Here is a 13546-nt window from a genome sequence, read left to right on the forward strand (position 1 = left end):
GGCCGGCGCACCGCCCGGAGTCGGTGAACCGCTGCGGCCGGGTGACCCGGAACAACTCGGCGGGCACCGGCTGCTGGCGCGGCTCGGCTCGGGCGGGATGGGGCAGGTGTACCTGGGACGCAGTCCGGGCGGGCGGCTGGTCGCGGTGAAGACCGTGCACGCGCATCTCGCCGGGGACGCGCACTTCCGGGCGCGGTTCCGCCGGGAGGCCGCTGCCGCGAGGGCGGTGACCGGCGCGTTCACGGCGGCGGTGGTGGACGCCGACCCGGGCTCCGCGCTGCCCTGGCTCGCCACGGCGTATCTGCCGGGGGTCACCCTGCGCCGTACCGTCGCGGTCGGCGGCCCGCTCGCCCCGGCCGCCGCGCTCGCGCTCGGCGGGGCGCTCGCGGAGGCGCTGCGCGACATCCACGCGGCGGGTCTGGTGCACCGCGACCTGAAGCCGTCGAACGTCCTGGTGACCGGCGACGGGCCCCGGGTGATCGACTTCGGGATCGCCCGGGTCACCGACGGCACCCACCCGGGCCTGACCGGGACCGGGGCGCTGATCGGGACACCCGGCTACATGGCCCCCGAACAGATCGCGGAGGGCACACCCGTGACACCCGCGACGGATGTCTTCGCCCTGGGCGCGGTCCTGGCGTACGCGGCGTCCGGCCGGGCGCCCTTCGGGGCGGGCAACGCGGCCGTGCTGCTGTACCGGGCCGTCCACGACGAACCCGATCTGGACGGGGTGCCTTCGGCCGCGGGGCTGCGGGCGCTCGTCGCGGACTGTCTGCGCAAGGAGCCCGCCCGACGCCCCGGCCCGGCCGAGATCCTGCGCCGCACGGCGGACCGGGCGGCCCCCCTGTGGTGGCGTACGGACCCGGTACGGACCCTGGTCGGAGCACCACCCCAGCCGCCCCCGGGCGCCCCGCGCACCCCGGGCGACAAGGCGAGCGGACCCGCCGACCCACGCGCACAGGCCACCGTCCCGACCCCGGACACGAGCACTGGCACGACCCCGGACCCGGCCATGAACCCGGACCCGCGGCCCGCCGCCACGGCCGCCGCCACACCAGCCGCCACGAGCACCCGCCCGAAGACCGACCCGAGGATCCGGGTGGACACCGCCACTCGGACGACGACAGCCGGTGGCCCCCCGTCCGGGGCCACCCCGGCCGTCCCGGGGGTTCCCGTCCCGGTGCCCGGGGAGCGCGCGCGGCGGCTGCGGAAGCTGGGGCGTCGCGGTCTGCTGATCGCCGGAGCGGGCGGCTTCGCCGGTCTCGTGGCCTACGCGGCGAGCCTCCCCACCCCGGACGACGGCCCGTCCGGACCTCCCGAGTGGGAGGTGCGTACGGGCGGGGCGGGCCCGGACGCCCCCCGCTGGACCCTGTCGGCGGGCGACGGCGGCGCGGTGGACGCCATCCTCGCGAGCGGGACGGGGGTGGTCGTGCACGGCACCCGCGACGGGTACCCGGCCGTGGGTACCGTCCAGGCCCATGACGCGGCCGGGGGCCGACGGGCGTGGGCGGCGAAGGCGTCCACCTCGGCCCCCACCGCCTGGGGTGTCGTCGGCGGTCTGCTCACGGCGGGCGATCTGGGCACCCGGCCGCTGCGGCTGCGCGACGGGCGCGCCCTGCCCCTGGACCCGCGCCTCCCGTCGGGCCCCCTGTGGTTCACCGTGTCGGGCCGGACCCTGGTCGGCCTGTACGAGGACACCGGCGACCCCGCGAAGTACCTGCTGCACGCCGCGTCCCTGACGACCGGCGAACGGCTCTGGCGGCGTACGGAGTCCGTCCGGTGGGAGCGGGCGGTCGCGTTCCCCGGCGGTGTGCTCCTCACCGACCCGGCCCCGGGCGCGGTCGCCCGTTACATCGGCCTGGACGACGGCCGGAACCGCTGGACGTACGAGGAGGGCGGCCGGAGCGACGGCCGGCCCGGCTGGGCGGTCGCCGGGGCGGTGGCGGACGACCGACCGGCGCTGCTGGACGCCGGGGGACGGCTGGTCCTGCTCGACCCGGCCGGGGGGAAACGCGTCCGGGAGCGGGAACTCGGGCTCACCGTGTCACCGGGCACCACCGCGTTCGGCCGGGTCAGGGACGCCGCGCTGCTGGTGTCGGGCGGGCGGCTGCACGGCATCGACCCCTCGACCGGCGCACTGTCCTGGGGCCGGGCGACCCTCGGCCTGGAGCCCAACTGGCCCCGGCGCGCGGGCGGCACCCGCGCCCCGGTGGGGAACGGCGGAGCGCTGGTGCACTGGTCGGGCGGCCGGACGCTGGAATGCGTCGACCCGGGTACGGGCAAGCCGCGCTGGTCCGCCAGGAGCGTCGGCGACGGCCCCGCCTCCTGTCCGCCGGTGCTGGTCGGCGCGGTGGTGTACGCGGTGGCCGGACGGATCTGCGAGGCGTTCCGGAGCTCCGACGGGAAACCGCTCGGCAGCTGGGACACGGGCGGGACGGTCGCCGAACTGGCCGCCGACCGCCACGGCTGGTACGTCCGGCTCGGCCGCGCGGAGGTCAAGGCGTACGCCCCCGCGCGCACTTGAGTCACCCTCGGCACCCGGAGCCGGGCTCCGGAACAGCCCGTCCTCGGGTTCCCGCCACAGCCCGCCCTCGGTTCCCGCACAGCCCGCATCCGTAAGTGCCTGGGAGACCGCTCCAGGGGTGTCCGGGGCACGAACGCGACCCGGCCGCTCCGGGCGATGCCCGGCGAACCGCCGCTTGCCGAACCGGCGAACCGGCGAACCGACGAACCCCGGGGTGACCGAAACCCCCGGGGTGCGGTCCGACGCGCGGGGCGCCGGACCGCCGGGTCACGAGGCCCGGTGCGACCGGGCCTTGAACGCGGCCTTCCGGGCCAGCTTGGCCACCGCCTTGTCGGGGTGCAGCCTCCCCATCGCCTCCAGGACGTCCGCCGTGGCGGGGTGGTCGACCCGCCACACCGTGCCGAAGAACCCGGAGTGCTGGGCGGCGATGCCCTCGACCAGCCCCTGGAGTTCCTCGCTGTTGCCCTCGGCGGCGAGCTGGGCGGCGACCGTGTCGACGGTCAGCCAGAAGATCATGTCCTCACCGGGCGGCGGGACGTCGGTGGCGCCGTGCTCGGTGAGCCACACCCGGGCCAGACCGCCCAGCTCCGGATCGTCCAGCACCTCCCGTACCGCCGGTTCCGCCGGGGCGCCGAGGACGGCGAGGGCCTGCTGGCAGCTGAGCCTGCGCAGCGGGCCGTCCGCGTCCTCGCCGCGTGCGGCGGACAGCAGTTCCCGGGCGGCGGCGAGCGGTTCGCGGCGGCCGAGCCACAGCGCGGTCTCGGCGCGGGCCGCGGCGGGCGGGAAGGCTCCGGCGCGGTCCAGCAGGACGTCCGCGCCCTTGTCCGCGAGGTCCCCGACGAGGGGGACGTCGAGACCGGCCTCCAGCATCCGCGCCCGTACCCCGTACAGGCCCAGCGGGGTGAGCCGGACCATGCCGTAGCGGCTCACGTCGATGTCGTCGTCCGGGACGGCCGGGCCGTCGGCGCCGGGCGCGGCGGACTCGTCGGCGTCGGCCATCAGCGCCTCGTCCACGGGCCGGTACTCGACCAGGCCGACCGGGGCGAGCATCCGGAACTGGCCGTCGAGCTTCAGCATCGCGTCGGACACCTGCTCCAGCACGTCGTCGGTGGGCTCGCCCATGTCGTCGGGCACGAGCATCGACGCGGCGAGCGCGGGCAGCGGCACCGGGCCGTCGCCGGGGCCGTCCTCGTCGACGGTCAGCAGATACAGATTGCCGAGCACGCCTTCGAGGAAGTCGGCCTCGGCCTCCGGGTCCCAGTCGAGTTCCCGCAGGTCGACCAGGCCCTCCTCGTCGACGGAGCCGATCAGGTCGTCCAGATCGGGGACGGTCGCGTCGGCCAGGACGGTGTCGAGGGCGGTGAGCCAGAGCGTGAGGACGTCCTGCGGGGAGCCCGAGGTGATCAGCTCCAGCTCCTCGCCCTGGGTGGCGGTGCCGTCGGGTCCGTCCTCGTCGCCGTCCGCCGGCTCGTCCGCCGGTTCCGTGACCTCGACGAGTCCGGTGTCGACCGCGACCCGCCAGGCCTCACCGGCGTCCGCGAGCGCGTCCTCGACCTGGGCGGCCGGGACGGACCCGCTCACGCCGGTGTCCTCGCCGAGGCCCACCGCGCCGGGGTCGAGGAGTCCGAGCTCGACGGCCGCCGCGGGCAGCAGTTCCTCAGCCAGTTCTCCCCCGGCGCTCACCGGGGTCCCGGGGGCGGCCCACCGCGCGAGCCGCACGGCGCGGGAGAACAGGGGGGCGGCGAGCGCCTCCCGGGCGAGCTCCGCCTCGGGGCGCAGCAGCACCGGGGGCAGCGGGGAACGGTCTGACATCGGGGGGTTCTCCTCCAGGCATATGGTCCGGCCGCTCAGCCTAGACGGATTTCACCCCATGCCGCCTGGTTCATGTACTCGACAAGTGGAGTACACCTCCGGGACCTTGACAACTCCCCCGCCGACGCAAGAGATTGACGCGCGTAGAAACCGCACGGTGACGGGACCCGGGCAGAGCGTCGCCCAGCCCGGACCGGCCCGTGACCGCCCTCATCACCAGCACCACAGCCACCGCCGACACCCGCGACGGCCGGGGAGCACCGCCGGGACGACCACCGGTGGCACCCCGTGCGCCGCCCGGACACCACCCCCGCACCACCACGCGCCCCGAACGACCCGATGCCACCCCCGCACCACCCCGGACGCCCGGCCCGCGCCGTCCGGCCCGCCCCGGCGTTCAGCCCGCGTTCCACCCGTCCCGGCGTCCGGTCCCGGCGTCCGGTCCCGACAGCCGCGCCCCTGCCCGTACCGCCCCGCTCGTACCGACCCGACCTGCCCCACCCTTCTCCACCCGACCCGTCCCGACCCTGGAGGGATCTCCCTTGCCGAGCAGCACCTCGACCCGTCTCGCCACGCTCACCGTCGCCGCCGTCTGCTCCACCCTGACGGCCGTGGTCCTCACCGCTCCCGCCCAGGCCGGGCCGGACGCGGGCCCGGTCGCCGTCCATGACGTCCAGGGCACCACCCGGATATCCCCGCTCGCCGGGCAGCAGGTCACGGATGTCACCGGGATCGTGACCGGGGTCCGTGGCTACGGCTCGTCCAGAGGGTTCTGGTTCCAGGACCCGAACCCGGACCGCGATCCGGCCACCAGCGAGGGCCTCTTCGTCTTCACCGGGACCACCCCGAAGGTGGCCGTCGGTGACGCGGTACGGGTCTCCGGGACCGTCGCCGAGTACGTCCCGGGCGGCGCGTCGAGCGGGAACCAGTCGCTGACCCAGCTCAGCCGCGCGACCGTCACGGTCGACTCCTCCGGCAACGCGCTGCCCGCGCCGGTGACCCTCGACCGCCGGTCCGTGCCCGACGCCTACGCCCCGGTGGGCGACCCGGCGGCGCAGGGTTCGGTGAACGGGCTGCCGCTGCGCCCGCGCGCCTACGCGCTGGACCGCTACGAGTCCCTGGAGGGCATGAACGTCCGGGTCGGCACCTCGCGGGTGGTCGGCGCCACCGACCCGTACAGCGCGCTGTGGGTCACGGTGAAGCCGGACGAGAACGACAACCGGCGCGGCGGCACGGTCTACGGCTCGTACGACGACCAGAACACCGGACGGCTCCAGGTCCAGTCCCTGATCCCGCTCGCGGAGCGGCCGTTCCCGGTGGCCGATGTCGGTGATGTGCTGACGGGCGGCGCCGAGGGGCCGCTGGACTTCAACCAGTTCGGCGGCTACACCCTGACCGCGCGCACGCTCGGCACGGTCGCGGACCGGGGTCCGGAGCGGGAGCGGACCCGTCCGCAGCACCACCGGGAGCTGGCGGTGGCGACCTACAACGTGGAGAACCTCGACCCGGGCGACCCGCAGGAGAAGTTCGACGCGCTGGCGAAGGCCGTGGTCGGCAATCTGGCCTCGCCGGACATCGTCGCGCTGGAGGAGATCCAGGACGGCAACGGCCCGGTGAACGACGGCACGGTGTCCGCCGACGCCACGGTCCGCAAGTTCACGGAGGCCATCGTCGCGCAGGGCGGACCGCGTTACGCGTGGCGGTCCATCGACCCGGTGGACGGCGCGGACGGCGGCCAGCCCGGCGGCAACATCCGCCAGGTGTTCCTCTTCGACCCGGAGCGGGTGTCCTTCACCGACCGCGCCGGCGGGGACGCGACGACCGCCGCCGGGGTCACCCGGATCGGCGGACAGGCCGCGCTGACCGTGTCCCCGGGCCGGATCACCCCCGCCTCACCCGCCTGGGAGAGCAGCCGCAAGCCGCTCGCGGGCGAGTTCGTCTTCCGGGGCCGTACGGTGTTCGTGATCGCCAACCACTTCGCGTCCAAGGGCGGCGACCAGGCACTGACCTCGCAGTTCCAGCCCCCGAACCGCTCCTCGGAGACCCAGCGGCATCTCCAGGCGACCGAGCTGAACTCCTTCGTCAAGGACATCCTGAAGGTCCAGCGGAACGCCGATGTGATCGCCCTCGGCGACATCAACGACTTCGAGTTCTCCCGGACCACCGAGCTCCTGGCGGACGGCGGGGCGCTGTGGCCGGCGGTCAGGTCGCTGCCGGAGTCGGACCGGTACTCGTACACGTACCAGGGCAACAGCCAGGTGCTCGACCAGATCCTGATCAGTCCTTCGGTGCGCCGGGGCGACTTCGCCTACGACTCGGTCCACCTCAACGCGGAGTTCGCTGACCAGAACAGCGACCACGACCCGCAGGTGCTGCGCTTCCGCCCCTGACCGGCGGTCGCGGCGGGCCCCCGGGCCCGGGACGGGATCGCCCCGTCCCGGGCCCGGGGGTCAACGTGGCGCGAAGACCGGCTGCCAGAGCTCCTTCTCGGTCTTGTTCATGGGGCGCTCCCCGCTGAGCGGTTCGACACGGCCCGTGCGCACATCGACCAGGAGCAGCGTTTCCACCCGCTTGTCCCAGTCTTCGCAGGTCAGGCCCTGGCAGCCCAGGAAGACGGCTCTTCTGTCGTCCGCCCAGGCGAGGAACTCCGAGCCGGTTACATCGTCCTCGCGGGCCCCGGTACGGGCGTCGATCAGCCAGGAGGTGGTGTTCCCGGCCGGTCCGCCCGCCACCAGTGTGCCGTCCGGAGACACCTCACCGGGGTGGGACGTGAGGTGCTTCTCGGCGGTGGGCGCGGTGGCCTTGCCGCCCTTCAGGTCGTAGTAGTCGTACCCCTTCTTGTCGTTCGGGCTGCGGACGAGCCGTCCGTCCGAGCTCCAGTCGAAGTCCCGGCGGGGGATGAAGCTGGTGTACTCCGCCTCGTCGGGTGCCGGGTGCCATGCGGTGCGGCCCGAGCGCAGATCGATGATCCAGAACCCGGTGCGCCGCGCGTCGGCCCGCGCGAAATGGCTTCCCTGCCCGAGGGTGATCTCCTCCGGTGTCCCGTCGTACGTCGTGGCCACCAGCCGGTTGCCGTCCGGTGAGAAGGCGACGGCGCCGGCCTTGTTGCCCGGCAGATCGATCCAGCGGGTGACCTTGCCGGTCGTCATGTCGACGAGACCGACCCGGCGGGCGGGCAGGTCCTGCTCCAGCACGGCGGCGGTCCGCAGTCCCGGTGCCACGTCCAGATAGCGCCAGGGGACGGGCCGGTAGGTGCCGGTCCGCTGGTCGAGGAGCTGATAGTCGCGTCGGCCGATCCGCTGCGACGAGACGTCCGCCCAGTGGATCGTGTAGTGCGCGGCGAGCGCGGTGTCCCCCGCCGCGACGAACTCGCGCGGCGGGCTCTGGTCGGCGCGGCCGATCACGTCCCGCTTGTCCCGTTCGCTGGCCGGACGGGTGTCCACCGAGCCGCCCAGCATCTGTCCGAGGGCGAGTCCGGTGGCCGTCAGGGCGACCAGCACCGACAGGCCCCAGCGGACGCGGCGCCTGCGGCGGCGGGCACCCAGCACCCGGTCGGCGAGATCGGACGGGGCGGGACCGGTGTGCTCCGCCCGTTCCCGCAGGGTGCTCCTCAGCACGTTCTCGACATTCACGGGCTTGCCTCCGCGTACGTGGTGCCGCCGGGCCGCCGGGTCTCCTGGGGGGCGGCCGGGTCGAGTGGTCGTGGCCCGGAGGGTGATCCGCCGGGCGGGTCCTGCCGACGGGCCCAGCCGGGCTCGCCGCCGGTCAGGGCGACCAGCTCCGGGGAGCGGGAGCGCAGCCGGGCCAGCGCGCGGTGGGTGGTGGACCGGACGGTGCCGACCGTGCAGCCCAGTATCCGGGCCACCTCGGCCTCGGGCAGGTCCTCGAAGTAGCGCAGCACCAGGACGGAGCGCTGCCGGGCGGTGAGCCGGGTCAGGGCCGCCATCAGGACGAGCCGCAGCTCGGCGGTCGCGTGGGCGTCACCGGCGGCCTTCCGCTCGGGCGGTTCGGCGACCACCACCTCGCGCCGGGGCCATTTCAGCCGCCAGCGGTTGACCTGCTGCCGGTACAGGATGCGGCGGATGTACGCCTCATGGTCGTCGATCCGGTTCCAGCGGCCGACGACCTTGAGCAGCGCGCTCTGGAGCAGATCCTCCCCGGCGTGCTGATCGCCCCCGCTCAGCAGCACGGCGGTCCTCAGCAACGCCGACGACCGGTTCGCCAGGAACTCCCGGAAACTCTGCTGCCCTTCGGCATCCATCGTCACCTTCCTCGACACGTGGGCGCCCCCGGGCAGGGGCGTCTGCCCTGTCGGACGGGTGCGGTGCCCGGCGGCTATGCCTGTGCGCGGACGATTCCCCGTACGGTGTGCCGGTGCCCGCGGACGGCGAAGGGCGGCCCGCGCGGCGACCGGGGACCGGTGCCGTGCGGGCCGCCCGGAGCGGCACGTCACATGGGTCAGTTGTGGCTGTGCAGAACCTCGTTGAGACCGCCCCAGACGGCGTTGTTCGGGCGGGCCTCGACCGCTCCGGTCACGGAGTTGCGGCGGAAGAGGATGTTCGACGCGCCGGACAGCTCACGGGCCTTGACGATCTGACCGTCCGGCAGGGTGATCCGGGTACCGGCGGTGACGTACAGCCCGGCCTCGACCACGCACTCGTCGCCGAGGGCGATCCCGACCCCGGCCTCCGCGCCGACGAGGCAGCGTTCACCGATGGAGATGATGACGCTGCCGCCGCCGGAGAGGGTGCCCATGGTGGAGGCGCCGCCGCCGATGTCGGAGCCGTCACCGACGACGACCCCGGCGGAGATCCGTCCCTCGACCATGGAGGTGCCGAGCGTCCCGGCGTTGAAGTTGACGAAGCCCTCGTGCATGACGGTGGTGCCCTCGGACAGATGCGCGCCGAGCCGGACCCGGTCGGCGTCGGCGATCCGGACGCCCTTCGGGACGACGTAGTCGGTCATCCGGGGGAACTTGTCGACGGAGGTGACCTGGAGGTGCAGGCCCTCGGCGCGGGCGTTCAGCCGGACCGTCTCGATGTCGTCCACGGCGACGGGGCCGAGCGAGGTCCACGCGACATTGGTGAGCAGCCCGAAGACCCCGTCGAGGTTCTGCCCGTGCGGCTTGACCAGCCGGTGGGACAGCAGGTGCAGCCGCAGATAAGCGTCGTGCGCGTCGAGCGGCTTGTCGTCGAGGGACGCGATGACCGTACGGACGGCGATGACCTCGACCCCGCGGCGGGCGTCGGTGCCGACGGCTCGCGCGGCACCCTCGCCGAGGAGTTCCGCGGCGCGCTCGGCGCTCAGCCGCTCGGTGCCGGCCGGGCCGGGTCCGGCGTCGAGGACGGGGGCGGGGAACCAGGTGTCGAGGACGGCGCCGTCGGAGGTGACGGTGGCGAGCCCGGCGGCGACGGCGCCGGTGGTGCGTACAGCAGTCGTGTCGGTCATGAGTGCAACCTAACCGGCCGGGGGGCGGCTGGGCCAATGGCGGCCCGTACGGCCCGGGTCAGGGTGCGCGGACCACCCGGGACAGGGCTTCGCGGGCGTACTCCTCGTCGTAGTCCGCGCCGGTCAGCAGGACCTGGAGACAGATCCCGTCGACCAGTGCGACGAGCGCCTTCGCGGTGACGGGGTCGGTCCGCGCGGTGAGCCGCTCGACGAATTCGCGTCCCCATTCGGCGGCGACCGGCCGCATCGCGGGTCTGCGCAGCGCCGCGAGATACAGCTCGTACTCCACCTCCACCCAGCGGCGTTCCCGGGCGATCCACTCGCCGATCGCCCGCGCCACGTCCGCCGCGAGATCGCCGCCCCCGTCGAGCCGCTCCGCGAAGAACGCCGAGCCGTTCTCGTTGGCCTGGCGCAGCGCGGCGACGGTCAGTTCGTCCAGGGTGCTGAAGTGGTAGGTGGTCGAGCCGAGCGGTACGTCCGCCTCGGCGGCCACCGTGCGATGGCTGAGGCCGCCGATGCCCTGGTCCGCGACCACCCGGATCGCCGCGTCGATGATCCGCTGCCGCCGCTCGGGGTCGTACCGGCGGGCCATCAGTGGGCCCCGCCCATGTTGAGCAGGACCACGCCGCCGATGACCATGGCGATGCCCGCGACCTTGAAGGCGGTCAGGGCCTCCCCGAGGAAGAGCATCCCGATCGCGGCGATCACCGCGGTGCCCACCCCGGCCCAGATCGCGTACGCCGAGCCGACCGGCACGGTCTTGAGGGTCTGCGCGAGCAGGGTGAACGCGATGACGTAGCCGATCGTGGTGATCACGGACGGCCACAGTCTGCTGAACCCCTCGCTGTACTTCATCGAGGTGGTCGCGACGACTTCGGCGGCGATGGCACCGGCGAGGAACAGATATCCCATGTGTACGAGTGTACCTATCGATGGGTACGGCCGTACACATCGGCGCTCCCCGGCACCGGCGGACCCCGGCACCCCGCACCGCGACTGGAGACCCGATCCCGATCGGAACGACGAAACCCCCAGTTCAGCGAGGTCCCTGCCGCCTGATTCGGGGGCGAAGTCTCCGGGGTTCCTTCAATGGAACGCTCGAATACATGACTCCCCCGAACGGCCGGAACACCGGCCCCGACAACCACGGCGGACCCGGCGGACCCGACCGCCACGATGGGCGCGCCCGACCCGACACCACCGCCGGCCCCGACAACCACGGCGCCCCCGCCGGCCGCCACCGCGCCCGCCCCTCCTCCGCACCGCCGGGACCCGCCCTTTCCGCCGCCCCCACCCCCGCTGCCGACGCCCCGCCCCGCTGGCGGGAACTGCTGGGGCCCGAGCACCGGGGCGCCGCGCTGGTGATGGCGGCCGGGGTGCTCGTCGGCGCGGTCAACATCTATCTCGCGTCCAGCCTGCTGCCGACCACGGTCGCCGACATCGGCGGTGAGCGGCTGTACGCCTGGGGCATGACGGTCTACCTGGTCGCCATGGTGATCGCGACGATGCTGGTGAGCCGGTCGCTGGCCCGCTGGGGGAACACCGGCGCCTATGTCACGGGCTTCGCCCTGTTCCTCGCGGGGTCGCTGGTCTGCGCGGTGAGTCCGGGGATGCCGACCTTGCTGGTGGGGCGGGCCGTGCAGGGACTCGGCGGCGGACTGCTGTCCGGCCTCGGCTTCGCCGTGATCCGTACGGCGCTGCCCCGGCGGCTGTGGACCCGGGGCAACGCGCTGATGTCCGCGATGTACGGCGTCGGGAACTTCGCCGGTCCGGCGCTCGGCGGGCTGTTCGCGCAGTTCGGTTCCTGGCGGACGGCGTTCGCGCTGATGGCGGTGGTCGCGGCGGTGTGCTGCGCCGCCGTGGTCCGGGTGGTCCCGCGCGGTGGCCGGAGCGATACACCGGGCCCGGTGCCGTTCGGGTCGCTCGCGCTGGTCACCGCCGCGACCACGGCAGTGAGCGTGACCGCTGTCCTGGAGCGGGCCTGGGCGATGGCCCTGGGCATCGCCGCGGCGCTGGTGCTGACGGCCGCGTTCGTGGCGTACGAGCGGCGCGGTCCGGTACGGGTGTTCCCCGCCGCGACCTACCGGTCGGACTCCCCGCTGAAGTGGGTGTACCTGACGCTCGCGCTGCTGTCCTTCGGGGTGGCGGTGGAGGCGTTCGTCCCGCTGTTCGGCCAGCGGCTCGGCGGGCTCCCGCCGCTCGCGGCCGGATTCTTCGGCGCGGCGGTGTCACTGGGCTGGTCGCTCACCCAGATCGCCAGTTCGTCGGTGACCCGCGCCGGGACCGTGCGGCGGCTGCTGGTCGCCGGACCGGTGATCCTGGCGACGGGGCTCGCGGTCCTCGGGCTGCTCCAGCGCGCGGACGCGCCGCTCGCGCTGGTGGCCGTCTGGGTCCCGGTGCTGTTCCTTGCGGGCGCGGGGATCGGGGCGGCGTACCCGCATCTGTCCGTGGCCGCGATGACGTCCACCGCCGATCCAGGGGAGGGCGGCCGGGCGGCGGCGGCCATCGCGACGGTGACCTCGCTGGCCACGGCGTTCGGTACGGCGGTCGCCGGGGTGCTGGTCGCGGTGGGCGGACCGGCACCGCTGGGCCAGGCCCGCTGGACCCTGCTCGGCTTCGCGGTGATCTGCGCGACGGGCACCTTCACCGCCCGCGCCGCCACGGCCGACGGGAGGGCGAAGGCCAGGGCCGGGGCCCGCCCGACGACGGAGGGGACGGCGGCGGCGGATCAGGACCCGGCACCCGAGACCCCGGCCACCCCCGCCGGCCGGGGCGTCTGACACCGTCCGGCACCCGTGGGGACAGGGACACCGTCCCCGGTACCCATGGGACAGCACGCGGCCCCACCGGAGGTGTCCGGTGGGGCCGGGTGAAGCGCGTGTGCCGAGGCCCGGTACGGGTGGCCGGGGGTGCTCGGCGGTGTCCGAGCGGCACCCGAAGGGCGATCGAACGGTGTTCGAGCAGCGGTCAGACGTTGAAGCCCAGCGCCCGAAGCTGCTCACGGCCGTCGTCCGTGATCTTGTCGGGGCCCCACGGCGGCATCCACACCCAGTTGATGCGCAGCTCGTTGACGATGCCCTCGGTGGCCGACTTCGCCTGGTCCTCGATGACGTCGGTCAGCGGACAGGCCGCCGAGGTGAGCGTCATGTCGATGGTGGCGATGTTCGCGTCGTCCACATGGACGCCGTAGATCAGCCCCAGGTTGACCACGTCGATCCCCAGCTCGGGGTCGACCACGTCGAGGAGTGCCTCGCGGACCTCTTCCTCCGACGCGGGCTTCATCAGTGTCTCGTTGTCGCTCATGCGCTCCTCGCCTCCTCCGCGAAAGCCTGGGCCGTCGCGTCCTTCCAGGCCATCCAGCTCAGCAGGGCGCATTTCACCCGTGCCGGGTACTTGGAGACCCCGGCGAACGCGACCGCGTCCTCCAGGACCTCCTCCATGGCGTCGTCCGGTTCGATGCGGCCCTTGGACTGCATCAGCTCCAGGAAGACGCCCTGGATCTTCTGGGCCTCGTCGAGCTCCTTGCCGACGAGCAGGTCGTTCAGCACCGAGGCGCTCGCCTGACTGATCGAGCACCCCTGCCCCTCGTACGAGATGTCGGCGATCCGCCGTCCCTCGTACCTCACCCGGAGCGTGATCTCGTCACCGCACGTCGGGTTGACGTGGTGCACCTCGGCGTCACCGTCCCGCAGACCACGCCCGTGCGGGTGCTTGTAGTGGTCCAGGATGACGTCCTGGTACATCGAGTCCAACTTCACGATC

11 protein-coding genes are annotated in these 13546 nt (G+C 74.0%); 3 read left to right on the forward strand and 8 right to left on the reverse strand.

What is annotated here, in order from left to right; genetic code table 11:
- The first annotated feature begins 73 nt into the window (after positions 1 to 73).
- Complete coding sequence (locus AB852_RS20785) at positions 74 to 2524, forward strand: protein kinase domain-containing protein (protein ID WP_342748492.1); 2451 nt, start codon at positions 74 to 76, stop codon at positions 2522 to 2524.
- Between the two features lie 267 nt (positions 2525 to 2791).
- Here AB852_RS20785 and AB852_RS20790 read toward each other — a convergent pair whose 3' ends face one another.
- A complete protein-coding gene (locus tag AB852_RS20790; protein WP_073790768.1) occupies positions 2792 to 4336 on the reverse strand; it encodes a hypothetical protein in 1545 nt (514 codons plus the stop codon).
- Between the two features lie 542 nt (positions 4337 to 4878).
- On the opposite strand from AB852_RS20790, the gene AB852_RS20795 reads away from it, so the two are divergent.
- Positions 4879 to 6726 carry an endonuclease/exonuclease/phosphatase family protein gene (locus tag AB852_RS20795; RefSeq protein WP_073790770.1) on the forward strand — a complete coding sequence of 616 codons (1848 nt, stop codon included), beginning with the start codon at positions 4879 to 4881 and terminating at the stop codon, positions 6724 to 6726.
- Positions 6727 to 6786: 60 nt separating this feature from the next.
- Here the strand turns inward: AB852_RS20795 and AB852_RS20800 are convergent, their stop codons facing one another.
- The 5 genes from AB852_RS20800 to AB852_RS20820 form a co-directional block, all read right to left on the reverse strand.
- Positions 6787 to 7968 (reverse strand): WD40 repeat domain-containing protein, encoded by a 1182-nt coding sequence (locus tag AB852_RS20800; RefSeq protein WP_073790772.1) that lies wholly within the window; start codon positions 7966 to 7968, stop codon positions 6787 to 6789.
- Positions 7965 to 8597 (reverse strand): SigE family RNA polymerase sigma factor, encoded by a 633-nt coding sequence (locus AB852_RS20805; protein WP_079184814.1) that lies wholly within the window; start codon positions 8595 to 8597, stop codon positions 7965 to 7967. The genes AB852_RS20800 and AB852_RS20805 overlap by 4 nt, the downstream gene beginning before the upstream one ends.
- A gap of 197 nt (positions 8598 to 8794) precedes the next feature.
- Positions 8795 to 9784 carry a 2,3,4,5-tetrahydropyridine-2,6-dicarboxylate N-succinyltransferase gene (gene dapD / locus AB852_RS20810; protein ID WP_073790774.1) on the reverse strand — a complete coding sequence of 330 codons (990 nt, stop codon included), beginning with the start codon at positions 9782 to 9784 and terminating at the stop codon, positions 8795 to 8797.
- Between the two features lie 58 nt (positions 9785 to 9842).
- Complete coding sequence (locus tag AB852_RS20815) at positions 9843 to 10376, reverse strand: TetR/AcrR family transcriptional regulator (protein ID WP_073790776.1); 534 nt, start codon at positions 10374 to 10376, stop codon at positions 9843 to 9845.
- The gene (locus tag AB852_RS20820; RefSeq protein ID WP_073790778.1) at positions 10376 to 10696 is read right to left on the reverse strand and encodes a DMT family transporter; all 321 of its coding nucleotides are present in this window, start codon (positions 10694 to 10696) and stop codon (positions 10376 to 10378) included. Before AB852_RS20820 ends, AB852_RS20815 begins: the two co-directional genes overlap by 1 nt.
- 194 nt (positions 10697 to 10890) lie before the next feature.
- Here AB852_RS20820 and AB852_RS20825 point away from each other — a divergent pair, with 194 nt between their 5' ends.
- A complete protein-coding gene (locus tag AB852_RS20825; RefSeq protein ID WP_245876859.1) occupies positions 10891 to 12564 on the forward strand; it encodes an MFS transporter in 1674 nt (557 codons plus the stop codon).
- 187 nt (positions 12565 to 12751) lie between these two features.
- Here AB852_RS20825 and AB852_RS20830 read toward each other — a convergent pair whose 3' ends face one another.
- Together AB852_RS20830 and sufU are read right to left on the reverse strand one after the other, a co-directional pair.
- Entirely contained in the window at positions 12752 to 13087 is a 336-nt protein-coding gene (locus AB852_RS20830; RefSeq protein ID WP_073790780.1) for a metal-sulfur cluster assembly factor, read from the reverse strand.
- On the reverse strand, positions 13084 to 13542 hold the full coding sequence (sufU, locus tag AB852_RS20835) for a Fe-S cluster assembly sulfur transfer protein SufU (protein WP_073790782.1): 459 nt from the start codon (positions 13540 to 13542) through the stop codon (positions 13084 to 13086). The genes AB852_RS20830 and sufU overlap by 4 nt, the downstream gene beginning before the upstream one ends.
- Positions 13543 to 13546 lie beyond the last annotated feature (4 nt).

Source organism: Streptomyces uncialis (assembly GCF_001905345.1).
GTDB classification, from domain to species: domain Bacteria; phylum Actinomycetota; class Actinomycetes; order Streptomycetales; family Streptomycetaceae; genus Streptomyces; species Streptomyces uncialis.